The sequence below is a fragment of the Chroococcidiopsis cubana SAG 39.79 genome, from assembly GCF_003991895.1.
Classification (GTDB): Bacteria; Cyanobacteriota; Cyanobacteriia; order Cyanobacteriales; family Chroococcidiopsidaceae; genus Chroococcidiopsis; species Chroococcidiopsis thermalis.
Genome location: NZ_RSCK01000043.1, coordinates 1 through 20,219 on the forward strand (window position 1 = coordinate 1; position 20,219 = coordinate 20,219).

Annotated in this window: 18 protein-coding genes and 1 pseudogene; 5 read left to right on the top strand and 14 right to left on the bottom strand. The window is 44.9% G+C overall.

What is annotated here, in order from left to right:
• Positions 1-138: 138 nt before the first annotated feature.
• From DSM107010_RS22005 to DSM107010_RS22035, 7 genes are all read right to left on the bottom strand, one after another.
• Positions 139-1,458 carry a DUF2254 domain-containing protein gene (locus DSM107010_RS22005; RefSeq protein WP_106171548.1) on the bottom strand — a complete coding sequence of 440 codons (1,320 nt, stop codon included), beginning with the start codon at positions 1,456-1,458 and terminating at the stop codon, positions 139-141.
• Positions 1,455-2,477: a mechanosensitive ion channel family protein gene (locus tag DSM107010_RS22010; RefSeq protein WP_199755687.1), complete on the bottom strand. Its 1,023-nt coding sequence runs from the start codon at positions 2,475-2,477 to the stop codon at positions 1,455-1,457. The genes DSM107010_RS22005 and DSM107010_RS22010 overlap by 4 nt, the downstream gene beginning before the upstream one ends.
• Before the next feature lie 30 nt (positions 2,478-2,507).
• Entirely contained in the window at positions 2,508-3,473 is a 966-nt protein-coding gene (locus DSM107010_RS22015) for a mechanosensitive ion channel family protein (protein ID WP_106167033.1), read from the bottom strand.
• Between the two features lie 100 nt (positions 3,474-3,573).
• Positions 3,574-4,848: a DUF389 domain-containing protein gene (locus tag DSM107010_RS22020; protein ID WP_106167032.1), complete on the bottom strand. Its 1,275-nt coding sequence runs from the start codon at positions 4,846-4,848 to the stop codon at positions 3,574-3,576.
• Between the two features lie 68 nt (positions 4,849-4,916).
• On the bottom strand, positions 4,917-5,141 hold the full coding sequence (locus tag DSM107010_RS22025; RefSeq protein WP_015155823.1) for a hypothetical protein: 225 nt from the start codon (positions 5,139-5,141) through the stop codon (positions 4,917-4,919).
• A 231-nt stretch (positions 5,142-5,372) separates the two neighbouring features.
• Entirely contained in the window at positions 5,373-6,179 is an 807-nt protein-coding gene (locus DSM107010_RS22030; protein WP_106167030.1) for an ion transporter, read from the bottom strand.
• A gap of 118 nt (positions 6,180-6,297) precedes the next feature.
• Entirely contained in the window at positions 6,298-7,749 is a 1,452-nt protein-coding gene (locus DSM107010_RS22035; protein ID WP_106167028.1) for a hypothetical protein, read from the bottom strand.
• Between the two features lie 392 nt (positions 7,750-8,141).
• On the opposite strand from DSM107010_RS22035, the gene DSM107010_RS22040 reads away from it, so the two are divergent.
• Positions 8,142-10,658, top strand: a complete 2,517-nt coding sequence (locus DSM107010_RS22040) for a glycoside hydrolase family 31 protein (RefSeq protein ID WP_127023940.1) — start codon at positions 8,142-8,144, stop codon at positions 10,656-10,658.
• Between the two features lie 142 nt (positions 10,659-10,800).
• Here DSM107010_RS22040 and DSM107010_RS38625 read toward each other — a convergent pair whose 3' ends face one another.
• Entirely contained in the window at positions 10,801-10,941 is a 141-nt protein-coding gene (locus DSM107010_RS38625) for a hypothetical protein (RefSeq protein WP_158631838.1), read from the bottom strand.
• 267 nt (positions 10,942-11,208) lie between these two features.
• Between DSM107010_RS38625 and DSM107010_RS22045 the strand changes: the two genes are divergently transcribed.
• Complete coding sequence (locus DSM107010_RS22045) at positions 11,209-11,802, top strand: SH3 domain-containing protein (RefSeq protein ID WP_158631839.1); 594 nt, start codon at positions 11,209-11,211, stop codon at positions 11,800-11,802.
• 168 nt (positions 11,803-11,970) lie between these two features.
• On the opposite strand, the gene DSM107010_RS22050 is transcribed toward DSM107010_RS22045, so the two are convergent.
• The 4 genes from DSM107010_RS22050 to DSM107010_RS22065 form a co-directional block, all read right to left on the bottom strand.
• Positions 11,971-12,213, bottom strand: a complete 243-nt coding sequence (locus DSM107010_RS22050; RefSeq protein WP_015155816.1) for a WGxxGxxG family protein — start codon at positions 12,211-12,213, stop codon at positions 11,971-11,973.
• A 101-nt stretch (positions 12,214-12,314) separates the two neighbouring features.
• The gene (locus tag DSM107010_RS39930; protein ID WP_181245439.1) at positions 12,315-12,689 is read right to left on the bottom strand and encodes a WGxxGxxG family protein; all 375 of its coding nucleotides are present in this window, start codon (positions 12,687-12,689) and stop codon (positions 12,315-12,317) included.
• Between the two features lie 291 nt (positions 12,690-12,980).
• Complete coding sequence (locus tag DSM107010_RS22060) at positions 12,981-13,901, bottom strand: metallophosphoesterase (protein WP_106167024.1); 921 nt, start codon at positions 13,899-13,901, stop codon at positions 12,981-12,983.
• Positions 13,902-14,002: 101 nt separating this feature from the next.
• Positions 14,003-14,467, bottom strand: coding sequence for a hypothetical protein (locus tag DSM107010_RS22065; protein WP_106167023.1), 465 nt, complete (start codon positions 14,465-14,467; stop codon positions 14,003-14,005).
• A gap of 346 nt (positions 14,468-14,813) precedes the next feature.
• On the opposite strand from DSM107010_RS22065, the gene DSM107010_RS22070 reads away from it, so the two are divergent.
• The 3 genes from DSM107010_RS22070 to DSM107010_RS22080 are packed head-to-tail and all read left to right on the top strand — an operon-like array spanning position 14,814 to position 17,040.
• Positions 14,814-15,731 (top strand): sterol desaturase family protein, encoded by a 918-nt coding sequence (locus DSM107010_RS22070; protein ID WP_127023943.1) that lies wholly within the window; start codon positions 14,814-14,816, stop codon positions 15,729-15,731.
• Between the two features lie 47 nt (positions 15,732-15,778).
• Complete coding sequence (locus DSM107010_RS22075; RefSeq protein WP_015155811.1) at positions 15,779-16,288, top strand: DUF6653 family protein; 510 nt, start codon at positions 15,779-15,781, stop codon at positions 16,286-16,288.
• An 11-nt stretch (positions 16,289-16,299) separates the two neighbouring features.
• Positions 16,300-17,040, top strand: a complete 741-nt coding sequence (locus DSM107010_RS22080) for a DUF4336 domain-containing protein (protein WP_106167035.1) — start codon at positions 16,300-16,302, stop codon at positions 17,038-17,040.
• Positions 17,041-17,225: 185 nt separating this feature from the next.
• Here the strand turns inward: DSM107010_RS22080 and DSM107010_RS22085 are convergent.
• Together DSM107010_RS22085 and DSM107010_RS22090 are read right to left on the bottom strand one after the other, a co-directional pair.
• A pseudogene (locus DSM107010_RS22085) lies at positions 17,226-18,410 on the bottom strand (cation:proton antiporter); the annotation flags it as partial.
• An 830-nt stretch (positions 18,411-19,240) separates the two neighbouring features.
• Positions 19,241-20,074 (bottom strand): M48 family metallopeptidase, encoded by an 834-nt coding sequence (locus DSM107010_RS22090; protein WP_127023945.1) that lies wholly within the window; start codon positions 20,072-20,074, stop codon positions 19,241-19,243.
• Positions 20,075-20,219: the final 145 nt, after the last annotated feature.

A 20,219-nucleotide genomic window follows, 5' to 3' on the forward strand; every position in this document is an offset into this window, starting at 1 on the left:
GAGACTATTGTGTGTGTATTTTGAGCATAGGTCTCAGTTTTCTTTTTGGCTAGTTTTTCTCATCGAACTCACGTTGAGCTGGGTAGAACAATATTGCTTCTGCCAATGAGAATAATTTTGGCGATCGCCACAAGTCATCTAAAGCACTTCCAAAACTGCCTGATATCGCTGTTCAATATCTTGCTTATCCAACTCCTGAGAAACAGCTTGGTGGCTATCGTGCCGAATCATTTCGGCGTGGCGGCGTAGTGCCGCACGGTCTTTTTCATTTTGGGTATAACGCGCAATCGTAGCGATCGCTTCCAAAAGCCGAATCACTACTCCTACATCTGATTTCCCATATTGACGAATTTGGTTGAAAGCAGCATCGGTCAATCCGGCAAACGTGAACGGTTCGGCAATGACACGCAGGTTGTTATCGTCGTCGTAGCGGTAAGCAGAAGGAATCTCCCTTTGAGCTAAATGAGACAACCCAGCACTTAGTTGGTCGATACACTCAATCGCAGTTGTCGGATCGTTGATCCCAGGAGAAATGGCACGTAGGGCAATATCAACTAATTGATTCACGGGAAACTCGACATCCTGTTGTTCGGTGCGTTGTCTGCCAAACATAAAAGCATCGTTAATTCGATCGCTCAGTTTCCGATTGACCTTATCTCCTGGAAACACCATGACTAAATCGCTACCCTTGACCACAAACCTACCTGGTCGAGATTTTATTTGCAATAATAGTTGGCGATCGCAGGCAATTTGCATCAATTCTTCGTTATCAATTGCTTGGACATAACCGCTATTATTAGCTTTGACTGGATAAGCATCCCAATCGAAATTAGCTGGAATTGCATGTTCGTGCGGCTTGGGCAAACTCCGCCCTAACTTTTCGGGAAACAAGCGATCGATCGCGCCGTGAAGATCGTTACTAGCGTCCATAATGATATGGGACACTTGAATGATTGTGGCGGCATGATGGATGAAATAAATCAGTACGCCAATACTGGCAAGTCCTAACAGCAACCCGACTGTAACTGACAATTGCGGTACAAAAGAGTCGTAATCATCGCCGTCACCGCGCACAGTCCGCAGTACCAGCAAGCTGTAGACGAACGTAGCAATAAATGTCCCTAAGACAACTTGATTGCCTCTATCTTGCATAAAGTTACGCAGCACGCGAGGACTGTAGTTAGACGCAGCCAGCTGAAGCGCCACGATGGTAATTGAGAAAGCAGTAGCCGCAACAGAAATCACCGAACCAGCTACAGATGAAAGTACCTCTCGCGCCCCGTTAGCACCACCCGCGTAGATCCAGCCCCATTTTTCCAACGGTCCGTAGAAACCAGCGCGATCGAGGTTCAGCATTGTAAATGCCAGGGCGATCGCGATCGCTGCCATAATTGTGGGCAAGAACCAGTAGCTAGAGTGCAAGTTATCCCAAATTTTCCCGATTTTGACGTTTTTCATCTGTTATCGTCCGCTGCCAGATTTCGATCGCTGCCATTACCGTTTTTTGAGGCTTGGATTTGGGCTATTCGTTTAAGAGAACCGCTGATACTGCGTGGTTTTGGAACTTCGTTGCTGCCAGCGGGCCATCCTTCACGCTGACGAGTGCGATCGCCATCTGTCTCTTCGGTTTGGTCGTGGAATAAAATTTGGCGTGTCGGATAAGGCAAGTCAATGCCATTTTCTACATAAAGCTTTTGCTTAATCGCAGAAATTACCTTGTCTCGCGAATTGAGATCGTCTATTCGCCTTGGCGGTTTAATCCACCACCTGGCACGGATATTGACGCTACTTTCAGCTAATTCTAGTACCAAGACATCAGCAGCAGGATCTCGTAATACATCATCCACGCCATAAATTGCTTCTAGCATCAACCGCTTTGCTTCATTCACATCGTCACCGTAACCGATGCCGACATCGTATTCGATGCGACGAGCATCAAATGCAGTGTTAACAGTGACCGAATTTGTAAATAGTTCGGAATTGGGAATCACAATTCGGCGACCGTCGTAGGTTCTAATTGTCGTAGCGCGTGTCTCGATATTTTCCACCGTGCCTTCAAAGTCTTTGAAAACAATTTGATCCTCAATTTTGAATGGTTCGGTCAACAGAATCAGAATCCCAGCTAGGAAGTTTTGCAAAATATCGCGGAAAGCGAAACCAATTGCTACACCACTAATCCCGAGTAGCTGAACTAAATCTCCGGCTCTAAATGTGGGGACAACGATTGATAGTGCGACAAATAAGCCCAAGAGAATCACAGCTCCTTGAGCCAATCGCCCTAGTACCATACCTAAATTTCGTGCCTGCCGATGCCTGCGGGTAAGGCGTTTTACTAATAGCTTCAGCCAGCGAGCCACGAAGAAAAATATGAAAAAAACAATAGCTGCCAATATAATATTTGGCAGCATGATAATAAAGCTGTCAATCTGTCCCCCAATTTTCTGCCATGCTGCTGTTATTGCTGCTTGAATATCCATAGCTGTTTATCCTAATGCTTAAAATGTAGATTAGTGTTGCGAATTTTCTTTTGGATTACTAAAGCTATTCTCGATCTGAAGTGGAGGAAATCCGACAACGTTATAAGTCGTCGTGGCAATTCTAATTCCAGCCACATCGAAAGCTTTGAGGATATCGCGGCTAACCGCATCTTTGAGATCGCGAATTCCGTGTTCTCTGACGACAAAGCGGACGGTCATTTCTAGCCAGTTATTAGTAATGCGATAGTAAACCTTGGGTGTTAAGTCGTGGGAATGGAGAAAATAGCGATCGCGCATCACTTTTAGAGATTCTTGACTCATCTGATTAATACTTTCTGTATGACGCTCAGCACATTCTAGTAAAATTTGTTCGGCGCGATCGCGATCGGCTGTATAAGAGATCGGCACGCTAATTTCTTCCCAAAGATAGGGGAAATCTTGCGTGTAGTTGTAAACTGGTTGGTCAAAAATTTTGTCGTTGGTGATACTAACAACTCTGCCAGTAAATTGACGGCTTTTCACCCAACTTGGAGAAGTTGTATCTTGAAATGAAACTGGCTGTCCCATTTCCATGATTTTCGTGTGGATAAAACCTAGAGCAATGACATCGCCGCGCACCCCACCCATCGTAATCCGATCGCCAACGCTAAAAATATTGCTCCGCAAAATCACAAAGTAACCCGCGATCGCCGTAATCAGTTTTTGTAGGGCAAAGGCTACACCTGCTGTGACTAAACCGATAGCAGTAGCAAGTCGATTGGGGTTGTCAAACCAAATTTCCAGCAACCCTAAGATTAACAATACTGCTGTAACTAAATTTAATCCCTGCCCTGCCCAGAACCAAATCCGTCCGTTGTAGCGATCGCGAATTGATTCTCTGATAAAAGCATTCGCGACGCGACGCAGTAGCCAGAGGACAATCAGGAAGGCAAGCGTGAATAATACCTTTAGCCCGATTTCGGTATTGAAGCTAATCAATTTAAAAACTTGCTCCAACTGTTGCCTCCTGTTTCAGCTGCGATCGATAACGGATATTTCCAGCAGATGTATAGTCATAGTGTTCCACAAGTGCTTGAGGGGCTGAATAGCTCAAGTTTTAGGGTGCTTCTAAGACATTGACATCAATCAACGGTGTGACATTAAAACCTTGTTCTAATAAGCGCGTTTGGATCTGACGGGTGAGCGTATTGCGAATTTCCTCCCCTGATGCGGTGACTCCCGATCGCCGTTGGACGTAAACCACACCCAGCAGCGTATTCTGCCCTGGAACTTCCGAGCGAGTGAAACGGATATTAGCCTCAACCAAATTGGTAGTATTATTTGCTTCTACCACTTGCTGAATTTCAGCCGTAGCTCTTTGGGCGCGGGTAGAACGTTGAAATTCTGGTGGGTTGCTCAACTGCCAAGTTAATAATCCTACCAAAGCTGCCACAGTCACAGCCAGAGTAGCCGCAAACACCCATTGCTTACCCCGCCGATAGCGAGAACCTTTTGTGGACAAGCCAAAGACGCGAAACAACAGCGCCGCAGTCAAATTGATTCCTACCAGTTGCAGCAAGAGGACGAACAATCCACTCGCGACCATATCCCACCTGCCGATCGCCACAGCCATCCCCACGAGTCCGGCAGGCGGTGCAAGCGAAGCAGCGACGAGCATTCCTACTGATGCACCCGATACCAGGCTACTTCTTTGAGATTGTACGAGATTGAGCGCCCCAGCTGCGCCAGCTGCTAACGGTAGCAATACCGCCACTGAAGATTGTTCGCTCGTTTGCACCATTTGAGTTGTGGGAATCTCCTGTTGCAGAATCAGGCTGAGTGCTAGAGCAACTAAAATTGTCACGCCCAGGGCGCTAAAGTAACGGATGATGCTACGCTTGAGCAAAGTTAGATCGCCCCGTGCTGTGGCGATCGCCAAATTCATTGCTGGACCTGCAAACGGTGCAATCAGCATCGCGGCAACCAGCAGATAATTCGTATTTGTATACAAGCCAATCCAAACCACCACACCCGCAGCCGCCGCATATCCTAAAAAGCCTTTCCACGAACCGACGCTTTGTAAACCAGCCAGAAAGATTTCAATCGGGCTGCGAAGTTCTACATTTGTGACTTGCTGCGGTGCTTCTTCTGGTGGTGGCTGTAGCGCCATCACTCCCTGCGGGATCAGCGTGACGTGTAGTTGCGGCAAAGATTGCAACTCTCCCAGCAGTTCCTCAACCTTGCTATTGGAGATGTGGGCGATCGCTAAGTCAATCGCGCCATCGTTCCCAGTCGCTTCAATTAGTGTTAAATTCGCTCCGTCAAAAGCTTTGGCAGTTGCCAACACTTGTTTGCCACAGCCACGCGGAACCTGTATTAGTAACTGACGCACGTTATCCTTTTATTTAGATGCGATCGCGTAAATGTCAAAACCGTTGTAGTACTTGAATCTATTATCGTTCAGAGAGTCATTGTTTGTGCTTGTGCTGACAACCCACTACCAAAGACAGCGACACCTGTGGCTATTGGTGCTAACAATGCTAGACTCAGCGAAAGTTGCCGCGAAAAAATACTATTCATAGTGCCGATCGCCTCAGTATGTTGTGTTTGAGTAATAAAGAGCGTTGCGCGATCGCTTTGGCGATTTAGCCATTTCCTAGTGAAAATCTTGACTAAATCGCTCATAAGACACGCAACGCCAGCATTTGTTGAAACAGGAGTTATGAACAACAGTTACTCGGTTTAACTGCCTCTTTTTTTGAAGTTAGATTTAAATAGTGGAAAAGTCGGGGAGATTTCAGCGAAATTCCGAAAAAAGGAGACAGGAGAAGTATTGTCGCTGCTGTAGGAGCATTTGCAGCTATTACAGGTTTTACTAGCTCCGTGTTCAGTTCGTTCACGGATGAGTCACCAAATTTACTGTTCCGATTGCTGACGAGATAGCGCCTGAATCTCTTGACGCAAAGCTGTAATTTCGGCGTGTAGTGCGGCGATAGATTTAGCCCCGGCGATTTCTGCCTCGTCATCATCGGCATCGCGACCGATAAAAAATGTGGCGATCGCGGCTGTCAAGTAACCAAATACGGCAAAAGCATACAGCGCCAGGAAAAAGCAAAGCACTCGCCCTTCAGGAGTCTGGGGCCAGTATTCCGAACCCATCGTAGTCATGAGCATTGCCGTCCACCAGAGTGCCGAGCCGTAGTCATTTAGTCCCTCACCGTTGGGAATATTACTTTCAAACGCATACATCCCTGCTGCTCCGACTAGGGTAATTACCAACGTTGTTGCTACAACATATCCGAAACCGCGACGACCTAAACTAGCACCGATCGCCCGCATCCCCCGATTCGTGCGAGTAATGACACGTAGCAACCTAATACCACGAGCCGCTCTTGCAGTATTTAGCACCCGTAAAACGCGCACGAACTGGAACAGGCGCAATGCTGGTAGTGGTAGAGCAATAACTGTCAGCCAGTTGCGTCGAAGATAGGCAAGTTTATGTGGAGCTAGGGTAAATTCGAGAATGAAATCAAGAATAAAAATTATCCAAACAACTGTACCGATCGCTTGGAGTAACGGAGTCAAACCCCAAATTAACTCAACGACAAACAACGCCAACCACGCGAAGCCTAACAGCAGCATGGGTGTTTCCAGCCAGTCTTCTAGCTGTTGCAAAATCTCCTGTCGTTCTCGATTGAGTACGTGTTTCTCTGAGGATTTCATCTAGCAACTTTTGCTTTTTTGTTAGAGTTCATAACTTCTGTCCTTTTGTCATTGTTGTTGCAATTCAGTTGCGATCGCCTGCTGTATTTTAGGGAAAAAAGGTGCAAAACTCGTGGAATCAGTTAACCTGACAATACCGATCGATCCATTGCACTGGATAGCGCGCGCCTGCTTGCGATAAAAATTTATCGAGTTGTTGTATTGTCAGCGATTCTGGTATTGGGTAGCGTTCCTCAAGTTTCTTCAAATCGGTGTAGTGGCGAGTATACGATGCTAAATCTCCAGGATATGTCTGCTGGTTTACCCCAATAAATTGACCGCGAGTACGGGCGCGACTGAGAATAGATTGCCATTCTTCAATGGAAGCCTGACCGAGTGCTTTCAAACCATTCGAGAACAAAGTCATGTAAATTTCATCGTAGGGCTTGGCAGTATCTAAATAGTTATTGAGCCGCTCTGCCGACATGCGATCGTTAAATACCGTCCAAAATGGCACTAATCCCAGGCGTAACGCCAACCAAGGCTGAAGGTAAACGAACGATTCCACCAAGAGGCGATCGCTTGGTAGACCCCGTTCCTGATACCACCAGCGATATAAGTCAGCAACTAGCGGACTCAGATCTTGGGGAAAATCGAAAACAATCCGACGAACGCGAAAGCCGTGCTGACGGGCGAACTGCTCTACATCGTCGCGTAAAGCCCCTTCAAACCCCCACTCTGACTCTGGCAATCTACCATCTGGGGTAGGCGGTTCCCAATATCGGTGTTGAGATCCGTTCTGTTGCAGGAAGTCAGCGATCTGCTGGCTGTGCTGAAAATAATCATCTGGAGCTAATTTGCCTTTGCCACCAAATTGAAAGACATGGCGATCGCTAACTTGTGTGGACAACCAGCTATATTGACACTCAAGTAAGAATAGCGTCGCCCCTGGCTCTAAATTCTGCTGGAGAAACTGCTGGAATTGCGTGCCGAGACGAGTGCGCTTCAGCCGAAAGTAAGTGACGCGAGGAACCTTTAAGCGATCTTGGTTCGGGTCGTGCATTTGGTACACGCACAAATCGGGATTCTTTGCTAGCAGTTGTTGGGCTGGTGCTTTAGCCCACTCTAGTTCCTGTTTTGGTTCATCGGGGTCAACGGGGTGTCGCAAAGAGATGAGAAGTGTTTGCGGCAACCAGGGGATACCAAGTGCGGCACACAGATGCACGGCAGCACCATTAGAAGAACCAATGACGGCAGCAGGATAACGCCGTTGAGGATATTGGTTTACTACCCATTGGGACATGGTTTCTGCCCGCACGTCGTTTACAACGTTGGGCGAGGAGGCACTAAGCCAGCCCGACCGAGTAGACAGATTTTTCCCAAGTTCTTTAGGGAGATAGCTAACGGCATCTGTGATTGAAGCGGCAAGAGATGGTGCAAAGCCCCCCGATCGCAACTCTTTGCCATGCAAGAATTTAGCAGTTGCACGTAATGCCGTCGTTGCCGAATCAAGATCCGTAATATATTTGGGCTTGACTCCCAATGATGCCAGTTGATTAGTTATTGTTAAATAGGGTGAGGAAAATTGCATACGCCTTCCTTGTAACTTACTGGCTATTTTGTAATAACCCAATACGCTCGTTGCGCTAAGAACACTTGACTTCTCAATCGCGCAAAATTTACCTAGAAGTTGCTCGTTATTTGTAGTATCTAAGTAAATGTTCTCATTAACTATGTATAGAAGAGTAGGCTTAAAATTGAATCGCTCCTTAGATAGATGGATAATTAATTCTTTGAGGAGAAGAACGACAACAACTCAGTAATTAATCTGACAAGAATGACTCAGTAAATCGCAATCGATAGTTAAAATTCTGAGTTATATGAAGTAATTTATAGAGAGTCAAGAAAAAGAAGCCCTTTGTTTCTCTTGAAGTTCGTAATTAGGGCGAACGCAAGTTCATAAGTCCAAATTATTTTGACATCATGACATTTTTCAAACAGCTATCGCTGCAAATAAATTACGTTTTCAAGTCGCTATTTTTTCTCCAGTATATACCGCACGCATTTTTCTATTCTTTAAAACGCGATCGCCTCCAGCGCCAATATCTTCCCGATCCATCTGCCAATCCGGTTATCCAACCTGGAAAATTACTTCAGGCTCAAGCAATAGACCGAGGTGCATATTTCTATTTCAAGCAAGCTGAACTAGAAATTTCTTTTCTCACTGCCGATCTGGTACGAGTGAACTGGTTTCCCGATCTGCCACCGCTCCCCTATGCTGTTGTCGATCGCAACTGGGAGACTGTTGAAACAACCCTATCAGAAATAGGTAACGGTTGGGCGATCGCCAGTGATGCATTGAGCGTGACTGTTGGTATAGATGGCAGCCTCAAATTCTGCGATCGCACGGGGCAAATCCTCAGAATAGAATTACCACCCCAGCGACAAGGAGAAAAATGGGTGCATCGATCGCAATTGCGCTCGGAAGAACGCATTTATGGATTAGGAGAACGAGCATCATCTCTAAATTTACGCGCTACTAAGGACGAGCTACAAAAGCCTAAAACCTACCAGATGTGGAATCGAGATCCTGGTGGTAGGTATGCGCCAGGGACAGATCCAATTTATATCTGCATTCCAGTTTACTTAGGATTGCACGATCGAGGCAGTTACCTGATTTTTTATGAAAACTCGTTTCGGGCTGAATTTACATTTGCAGACATGGCGATCGCCAACTTTGCTGGTGGGTCTCTGCGTTACTACATGACGATTGGCGAACCATCACAACTAAGCGATCGCTATACCCAGTTAACAGGACGTGCGCCGCTACCCCCGCGCTGGGCATTAGGCTATCACCAATCGCGTTGGGGATACCGCACAGAAGCAAACGTGCGCCAAGAAGTCAAGGCGTTTCAAACTTACAATTTACCGTTAAGCGCCGTTCATCTCGATATTGATTGTCAAGTCGGACATCGCGCTTTTACGATCGACCCCAAACGCTTTCCCAAAATCGACAGTTTCACTCAAGAACTGGCAGAGACAGGCGTGCGATTAATTGCCATTAACAACCCTGGTATTAAGTTCAGTCGTAAAAGTAATTTATTTTTAGAGGGACAAGTCCTAAATGGCTTTTGCACGTATCCTACCGGAGAACTAGCGATCGCCTCAGTCTGGGCGGGCGCGATGGCATTCCCCGACTTTACTAACCCCAAAGTGCGGGCGTGGTGGAGCCGTCAATATGCCTATTTGCTGGATGTAGGAGTCGCGGGATTTTGGCACGACATGAACGAACCTGCGGCATTCGTTTCCTGGGGCGATCCCTCCTTACCTCAAGTCGCACAACATTGTTTGGAAGGCAGGGGGGGCGATCATCGCGAAGCGCATAATGTCTACGGGTTACTAGAAGCTGAAGCTGCCTACGAAAGCATTCGTCAATATCGACCGCAACAACGCCCCTTCATCGTATCGCGATCGGGTTGGGCGGGATTACAGCGTTATGCGTGGACTTGGACGGGGGATACCATCTCGACATGGGAAGCATTGCGCCAGACAGTAGCAACAGTCGTCGGATTGGGATTATCAGGTATTCCCTATACTGGTCCCGATATTGGCGGTTTTCAAGGCAACCCCTCAGCCGAACTCTATCTGCGTTGGTTTCAGATGGCAACGTTTTTGATGTTTTGCCGAACCCACAGTTCCACTAGCGTTGCTCCGCGTACACCTTGGACTTATGGCGAACCTTATTTAAGTATCGTCCGTAGCTTCTTACAGTTACGCTACCGATTGATGCCTTACTTTTATACCATAGCGTGGGAAGTAACCCAAAAAGGATATCCACCCGTGCGTCCTTTATTCTGGGGCGATCGCCGCGATCGCTCGCTTTGGGATATAGAAGATGCTTTTTATTTGGGTGACGCGCTGCTTGTCTGTCCAGTTGTCCAAGAAAAAGAGCAATCGCGATCGCTTTACCTACCTCAAGGATATTGGTACAACTTCTGGAACGATACGGCGATCGAAGGAGGAAAGACAATCGAACTAGATTCCCCACTCGAACAAATTCCCTTATTAGTAAAGGCAGGAAGTATTTTACCAATGGAAGAAGATCGGCAACTCATTCTTCACCTTTACCCACCTATGAAGAAAGCTGAGGGGGCAACTACCAATTCACAATTCACAATAGACGCTATCGCTACACTTCGTGAACACAATTCACAATTAACTCACCACACCCTACACCCTACACCCTACACCCTATACACTGACGCGGGAGATGGTTATGGAGAATCTCGGCGCGATCGCTTCACTCTGACTCAGTATGAAGACAGTTTAGAACTGACATGGGAGCAGCAGGGAAACTATGACTTCCCTTATCAAAGCGTACAATTGCACGTACATGGCGTGTCGTTGCAGCAAGCCTGGGTAGACGATCGCGAAACACCCGTACAGGGACAACAACTACAATGCCATTTCTTTCACAGAGTTCGATTTCGCTGCGATTGATGAACTTATTATCGTCGTGAAGTGGCGATCGCGGGTTCGTATTTCAAAGTCTCGCTGCACTTCTGGGCAATGTAGCTCAAAATCGCTCCCTAAATCACCTTTGAAGTAATGTCTGCAACGGTATAGATAACCTGTCGCGTCACTACACCCCAAGCTGACCTGGCGCTGCTTTAATCGCATCAGGCAGAAGGGGATTTTGAGCTTGAGCTAAGACTGGCACGGCTATGGCAACTAAAACGAGCAACACCAACGCTAAAGAAATTAATTTTTTGAAAAAGCGCATTCTCGCTCTCCTGCTAATAATTCGAGGTTCATAAGTTCGAGAAAGACATAAGTAGGAAATAAATTGCGTGCTTCCATTAAAAACTAAAAAGGTGGAAAACTAGGGGAGAAAATAAAGTTATTTTTTCCACGAGATCTGCACTTTTTTCGAGCAGAATATATATGGGTATAAGCAAACCGAGTAAACATCTATCTAAAGGCTTAGCTCGAGTATGTTTCATTCGGCACAAATCAAAAATCTTCAATTGTCAATTGTAGGATGGTATTTATGAGTCAAAAAAATAGCCCAAAAGAATATTCAGCATTAACAATACCTTTCTTAACAGCAGCAATTCTTGTCACTCCCATGCTTTCCGTCAGTGCGATTGAACTGCAAAATAGTACGTCTTCCAGCTCAAACAGTACATTGGCATCTATAATAGGAACTCAAATAGCTCAACAGTCGTATAGTTGTCACCAAGTCATTGCCCAAAGAGGTTTATACGTTCGAGAAAAGCCCACAGTTTATAGTAATGCAGTTGGGATCGTTGCCTACGGGCGTAACGTAGAAGTTGCAGGCGGGATTACCAACAACTGGGTTCCTATTTCTGCTCCTTTAAAGGGGTATGTCTATGCAGATTGGATCGGTCGCTGTCAAGCTAAAGCCCCACCACCCAGCAGTTGCCGTCGAGTCGTTGCCAATCGAGGAATTTCAGCTCGACAAGAACCTTCTAGTGACAGTAAAGTGGTCGGATATATCTCTAGTGGTCGGAGAGTCATACTCACAGGTAGAGGAGCAAATGGTTGGGTTCCAATTTCCATTCCTTTTAAGGGATATGTACCATCAGCTCAACTGGTTTACTGTCGGAATTTTCCTGGCTAGCTTGTTGGCGATCGCAGAGAATATCATGGCTATTAATCTACACGTAGGTAGGCAGGCTATTTAATTTAGAAGGAGATAACAAGGGCAAGAAAACTCAGCCTTTCACTCTAGGTACAAAAAGTTATCTCCTTACAGCTATTAAAACTAGCTCATGCTCTAACTTTCTTACTAGCGAGTAGTATCTCTCCGCTTCCTACCGCCTGCTAAACCTGCTAGACCAAATAGACCAATTAATCCCAACCATCCCCAGTCAAAACCGCCATCAGTATAAACCACTCTTGGCGCAACTGTGGTTGGAGGAACGGGAGTTACTGGTCTTGGCGCACAGGAATACAAAGTGAAAATTAAAACTACTGCACTCAAGATGAGGACACTAGCACTCACAATTTTAGGTAGTTTGAAACTCATCATAATTTAAGTGTTTTTTTGCTAAAAACCGATCGAATTCAGAGCTTTGATGCTGAAAGTCTTATCTGGATTTTTGAAGCTCTCAACATCAAGTAAAAATGCTATCAACGATAACCCGTGCGATCGCTTTGGTTGGGATCTCTATATGCAGTAGGTTCGCGATCGCCAATACCATTCATTGAATCGGGATCTCTATATGCAGTAGGTTCGCGATCTTCAATCCGATTTCCTAAGCGAGCGTCTCGTTCTACCACGGGTTCTCGGCGCTTGTTCTTACCCCCTAGACCAGCCAGACCAAATAAACCAATCAATCCCAGCCAGCCCCAATCAAAACCATCATCATCATCTTCATAAATGTCTTCACGCTCGACTTCAGGTGCAATAATCTGGGCGTTAGCAGGTAGATTTAGCGGTAGAATTGTGGCACTTACTGCAATTGCACTGATGCCAATAATTTTAGAAAAACTAGAAAGTCGCATCGTTCATCTTCTCCTGATGTATCTACTTTTTTATTAATTTATATACTTATCAATCTAAAATAGATCGTTCTTTAGCTACAAAGATAGTTTTGCAATCTCGTTCTAAAGAAATAGATTTGTATCAATCTTTATTTTGCAAATCTTTATAACAATATTTCAAAGGAAAAGCTCATTTAAAGAAAACTTATTATCTACTTTTTTCCATCGAATAGACATGGTGAGTCCCTGTTTCAACTTTCAACTTATTATTTACTTTAAGCTGTTTAAAGTTTAGAGTTTATGTAACAATATTCAGGTAGATTCGCGGGCTTGTGTCAGTGTGAACAGAGTGATTTCAGGTGGGCAGTTGATTCTGATTGGTATGATGCTGAAACCAATCCCTCGGTTCACGTAAAGCTGGTTTCCTGGCTTTCCATATCCATCGATCCAGCCGTCTGCATGAACCCGATCTTGCTTACTAAAAGTCAGCCAAGACCATTCTGGAGTGAATGGTAAGCGAATTTGTCCGCCGTGGGTGTGTCCTGCTACAGCCACAGGTGCAGTGTTGGCGGGAAATAGGGCAAAAGATTCGGGATTATGCATCATCACAAACCTGGGCGCTGAGTCCGGCACTTCAGCCAGTGGTGCTGCTGGTTTATCCTCATTAGCCCAATGCGATCCTACACCTACTAAATACATGCGATCGCTTTTAGCTGACGATTGGCTTTGACCTTGAGACGGTACGAGTTCTACAGCCTCATTTTTCAGCACTTGCACGCCTGCCGCTTCCAGAGATTCAGCTAATTTAGCGGCTAAAGTCACGTTTGGAGGAGCATCTTTTGCTTTCATGCCATAATCGTGATTGCCCAATACGGCGTAGGTAGGAATACCAGAGGCAGGCAGCGGACGAACAAGCTCGATCGCCCTACTAATTTCTTCGTTAGGGTTCTCGCCAGGAGAGTAAATAAAGTCGCCAATAATCAACGCGATCGCGGGTCGTTCTTTAACTATTTGCCGAACAATGCGATGAATAGTAGGAGTGTTGTCCAACCACATGCCCACCTGCCAATCACCAATAACCGCAACTTTTTGCCCTGACCAAGCAGCAGGTAAATTGGGAATTATTGCAACTTGTGGTTCTACGTCAATTAGGTATGGTTCGAGCAAACCCCAAATCAGAATTGCACTAACTAAACCTAATAAACTTAATAAAACGTACTTAATTCTTTTCATAGTTTGCTGGCAAATTCTTAATATTTTATCTCTATGCATAGGACGTAAATATTACTTTGTTTATCTCCTTTTAGGCAAACGTCACTAGTACGAACAAATATTTAATAAGTATTAATTGAAGCTATACCGTAGGTAATGTTTTGATTAAAACCAATATGCCTACCGTACACGCGATATTTGTAAACTCTGGCATTGGTTCGCGGTGCAGTATACACGTCGTCCATTGCAATTCGTAAAGTGGTGCGCGGGGGAATCGGTCGTTCAAAATTAATTCTAATTCCTCCGCCTATTTGAGACACGTCTGTATTAATGACGCGCTCGTATCGATCTGTAACGAGAATATTACCTTTAGTAAGCTCGACAACATTGGACATCGGAAGAATTTCTAGGTAGGACAAAGGCTGGTAAGCTCCAGTATTCAAAGTAATGTATTGAGTGTTACCTACTGCCCTGCTGCTGAGAATTTGAGGATAGCTAAACTGAACAGACCGAATTTGTTGTGCTTCCACAGGTGGAGCTGTTGCAGAGACGATCGCCAGACTCAATAATCCAATTGAATATTTCATAAAAATTTTCCTCCATACCAATAACTTTCTGTTTGGCATTTAACCTTATGCCAATGGGAGCAGGGCAGATTTTGCTCTAACTTTATTTCTCAGTCCAACATACCCCTGTCGCTGAGATAATTACTGAACTGTAATCCGAGCTAAACCGTAAGGGATTTGTAAAGAGTCATGCGATCTATCCAAACTCCTCAACATCAACTTTGAGCCAAATTCAATTGGTTATAGTTAGAAGATAGACAGAGATAGTGGAAAACTCGTGGAGAAAGTACGAACTCTACCTTAAGAGCGATCGCGATAAAATTACTAAGAGCGCAATTAAAGAAATTGAGCCAAAAGGCTAACGATAATGTCTTACATTCCAATCGTGACAGCCGGAGTATTTTTATTGCTTTTGCTGTTAGAAAGAATCGACCCCCTGCGCCAAGCTAAAAACTGGTGGATAGGACGCTTAGCCATCAACTTCTGCGTGACTGCCCTAGCCTTTGGCGTAAATGCAACTATGGTGCAACCTGCTGCCTCATTCATGTTGCAGTGGACGCAGCATCAGACTTTTGGACTAATTCATCTTGTGGAACTACCTGTATGGGTGCAAGGGGCGATCGCTTTTTTACTGATGGATTTAACTTTCTACTATTGGCATCGCGCTACCCATAGATTTCCCTTGCTGTGGCGGTTTCACAACGTCCACCATATCGATCCAGATTTGGATGTTTCCACGGGATTTCGCTTTCACTTTATCGAAATTGCTTTCTCTACTGGATTTCGGGTGCTTCAAGTTGCTTTGATTGGAGTATCTGCTGGAGTTTATGCGATCTACGAGTTGGTCTTCCAAGTTAATACACTCTTTCACCATAGCAATGTTAAGTTACCCCTATGGTTAGAACGCTGGCTGAACTTGGTATTAGTGACACCGCGAATGCACGGCATCCATCACTCTCAGGTACAGCAGGAAACCAAATCTAACTATTCTGTTGTTTTTCCTTGGTGGGATAGATTGCATCGCACCTTGCGCTTGAACATACCACACTCAGAAATTACCATTGGTATTCCCGCTTATTCTGACTCCCAGGACAACAAAATACAGCATCTCTTCCTGATGCCCTTCCAGCAGCAGCGCGACTACTGGCACAGTGCAGATGGAACCACTGTAGAGCGTAATCCAGCCGTTTTGGGAGAAGATATGACTCGGATGGTGGATAGCGAGGATATATCCGTGCAACAGCGCGATCGCGCTTGTAAATTACAGCTAAAATCCCAAAGGTAGAACGGAAACAATAAACTAATAGTCAAGGGTAGCAAGGAGATCTTCCCATGACTCTGGAAAGAAAAATTGCCGCAGCCTTTAACATGAGCGAAGACGCTTGGGCGCGTCATGCTAACCCTTGGAGTGTATGGACGCGGGTGACTACTGCACTACCACTTTTCATCTTGGCAGTTTGGAGTCGCGTTTGGCTGGGTTGGTTGTCGCTGATTCCGGTTGCCATAGCAGTTGTTTGGATCTGGTTAAATCCACGCATCTTTCCCAAACCGCGCTCAACTAATAATTGGGCTTCAAAAGGAGTTTTTGGCGAACGAGTCTGGTTGAACCGCGATAAAATTCCCGTACCACAGCATCATCGTCACGTACCCAACATTCTCACTAGTGTTTCTGCCTTGGGTATGGTTTTTGCAATCTGGGGTTTGGTTGTTCTCCATATTTGGTCTACTCTATTGGGAACTGCCCTGATTTACCTCGGTAAACTATGGTTTGTCGATCGCATGGTTTGGCTGTACCAAGACATGAAAGATGCAAATCCAGAGTATCAGAGCTGGTTGTATTGAACCAAGTAGATATGCAAACTTATGAACCTATAAACACCCTCAAGTCAGTCGATGAAAATATCTGGATTGTCGATGGACCGATTGCTTATATGCAAGCCTATGGCACAAACATTCCCTTCCCTACACGCATGACTGTCATCCGTTTGGCTAATGGCAACTTATTTATCCATTCACCAACGCACCTCACAGACAGCCTCAAGACAGAAATTGATGCTTTAGGCATCGTTCGGCATTTAATTTCACCAAACAAAATTCATTATGCCTCCATTGGGCGATGGGGACAAGTATATCCTCAAGCCATCAAATGGGCTTCGCCAGGTGTGAGAGAACGGTCTAAAAAGATGGGGTTTAATATTACGTTCGATCGCGAACTAGACTCAGAACCCGATCCAGCTTGGGCAAATGAGATCGACCAAGCGATCGTGCGCGGAAGTCGCTTTATGGAAGAGGTGGTTTTCTTTCACAAGCTCTCGAAAACAATAATCCTAGCTGACTTAATTGAAAACTTTGAAAAACAAAAGGCGAGCAAGTTTTTTGCATTTGTAGCAAGACTTGCTGGTTCGTTAGATCCGGACGGGAAAGCCCCTCTCGATCTGCGATTCACTTTTTGGGGTCGGAAAAAACAAGCACTTGCAGCAGTTGACAAAATGCTTGCTTGGGAACCAAATAAAGTGATTTTCGCTCACGGTCGTTGGTATCAGGAGAACGGAAAAGAAGAACTGAAACGGGCTTTTCGCTGGCTGAGAAACTGAACTAAAAATTCTTTCAAGGCGTGCTGAATCGCGATCGCTCCATTATTCAAGTATTGCAATATGGAGAATCCTAATTATGAATCGATAGATTCGGAAGCAAGACCAATCTTACCCCTATTTTCTGGTATCTTGACTTCATTTTCGCTCGCTAGTTGCGATCGCCCTTCATCTACCTGACTGATGCGGAGATTAAGCAGGCTGGCAACCCAACGAGCTGTTAGTCCTTGACAAAAAACTGTCATCATAATCGTCAAAAATACCAAAGCTTTAATCGAATCGCCGCCATTGATGCCTTGCTTCGTCAGCGCCACCGCAAACAAAGAAGCTAAAGAAACAGCCACAATTCCACGCGGAGCAATCCAACACAAAAATAACTGCTGTCGCCAGTTGAAACCTTGATTCCAAGTTGAAACCAATATATTTATCGGACGTACCACAAACATTAATACTAGAACAGTGAGGACGCTTCCCCAACCTAGAGCGAAAACACTGGCGATCGATAAATCTGCCGCTAGCAAGATAAATAAAACCGAATTAGCTAAAATACTCAACTGCTCGTTAAAGTGACGCAGCAATGGCTCAGAGGGGAGGTAAGCAGCGCGTAAAACTATACCCATGACAACGACAACCACCAGACCCGATTCGCCGCGTATTACCTGTGCCAGACTAAACAAGCCCCAAACGCTAGCTAAAACCACCAAATTTTTCAACTCTTGCGACAGAAAGCTGTCCTGCCTAAGAATCAGGCTAAGCAACCAGCCTCCAACTGCACCAATTGCTCCACCTATGCCTAAACGGACGAGCAGACTCTCAATTGAGACGAACAACTCCACGTTTCCACTTAAAACTAAATGAAGTACGATCGCTGCTAAAATTGCACCAATCGGATCGATAAAAACGCCTTCCCCTTCCAAAAGTGTCGATACCTGTCGATCTACACCTACCTGTTTGAGCAGTGGTTGAATGACCGTCGGACCCGTGACAACTACCAACGAGGCATAAAGAAAAGCAATTGACCAAGGAAACTCGCTCAGCCAGCGAGCGGCGATCGCACCACCGATTAAGGTAATTAGCACCCCTATAGTCACGAGATTACGCAGGCTACTAGAAACTTCTTTTAACTCTCGTAGCTGTAGATTTAAACCACCCTCAAATAAAATTAGCGCCACTAACATCGAAACGAGTACTTCCAGACCATCACCCAATAGCGATGGATGTAAAAAACCAAAACCGTCCGATCCCAGAAGAATCCCAAATAAGAGTAGGAAGACAATGCTAGGAATTTGAAGATAGCTGGCTATTACTTGAGCAAAGATACCAGCAACAACAGTTTCACTCAGCAAAACAGTAGTTTTTAAAGATTCTTCCATAGAAATTTGTATTAGTTACAAACAATTAGTAGTGCGATCGCATATCGTAAAAATAATTTATAACCTATGAATTAACTGTATTTGACTTATCTACTTTATTGTTTGAACAGAGCTTTGACTTTTTAAATGCAAAGTTATATTATAGACAAATTTATGTCAGGACAGGTTTAAATACCAGTTTCGATCTTTTGAAAATCACGAAGTTTCAGTAAATACTTGCGCGCTGCTACGGCATTAGTTTTGATATTCGCACCTATCTAAAGACCGAAGTTTTTTTTAACAATAAATTGTTCGTTATTAAAAGAATTGGAAATTTTCTAATAGAGTAAAAAAACGAAAGTTTCTAAAAATTAGAGCGATTAATAAATTAATCGATCGCTATAGCATCTCTCTTTTTAAGGACGAGCGATTCCTTCGGGATTATAGCAGAAGACAGACGGCTCCAGGGCAGACGGCAGAAGGAAAAACCTTGCAAGGCAAAGGGTAAAAGCTGCATTAATGTCCTGACCTTTAGTTCGAGTGCTATGAGTAGTAACAAATCAAAGGAAACATTTGCATATGGATCTCGGTCTAAACATTAAAATTGCTGCCATTACTTGGACTGGTATCGCTGAGTATAAACTTGTGTAAATTCTGCTCTCAATAGGAGTATTTGAGCTGAAAAAAAAACCAAATTAATACGATAACTAAAGAACTTGCTGCTCCATAGCTAGAGCCAATGGTGCTATTACTCAGACATTACCTCGGAAATTTATAGACTGCTACACTTATGCAAGCGGATGAAAGTTGTGATTTTTTCTATCTGAAGTAAGAGTCACAATATGGCACTACTAGTTCAATGGTTGGGTTTGTGCTTGATAGTAAGATTCATTTAAACCTTGACCGCGATTTGCTTGTTGGGAATCGATAATTTTTTCCAGTCTGGCAATGCGATCGCCTGTTGCTGGGTGAGTACTCAAAAATGTGGGAACCGATCGCTGGCTGCGTAATTTTTCGAGAAAGTTAATCATCGCCACTTGAGCGTAACCAGCTTTTCCTAAAGTCTGCACGCCTCTTGCGTCAGCTTGGAACTCATCTGAGCGACTGTTGGGACGGCGCAAAGCCAGTTCTACACCTAATTGCACCGCCGTACTTTCATCTAGTCCAGCAGCAGAAGCTAGACCGCGTGCGATCGCAGTTTCTCGCATCTGTTCGATTAAATGACGTTCGGTAATGTGACCGATTTCGTGTGCCAATACACCCGCTAGTTGGGCTTCGTTATCTGCGGCTTTGAGCAAGCCTGTGGTGACGTAAACGTAACCGCCAGCAGTCGCAAAGGCATTGATACTGTCATCCTTGACAACTTGAAATGTATAGGGAATGTCAGGGCGAGTGCTGTTTTTTGCCAACCGCTGACCGATGCGATCGATATAATTGTTGACCCGCGCATTATTATAAAGTTGAAACTGTTCGCCAATTAACTGTTGATTAATCTGCTTGCCTAGTTGAACTTCCTCTTTATCGGAAACATTGTAAAGTTGATACACTTGAGCGCCGCGAAGCAGTAATTCCCACAAAGGAGCAGCTGGCGCGCTTTGAGGCGCACCAACAACTACACCAATTGCGACTGAAGACGTAATTAACGGATAAAACCAAGGGCGATGGGAACGAGGAATGTTAGACATAATTCGATGAGTGCTTGAGCGATCGCACTCCAGCTTGAGAAACAAGATTAATTCCAGCTTGAACTAAAAAAGTGGAAAAGTTGGGGAGAACGCTAATCTTCCTGGGCTAGAGTTCTACATAAAAATCTATTTAAATAACATTCAA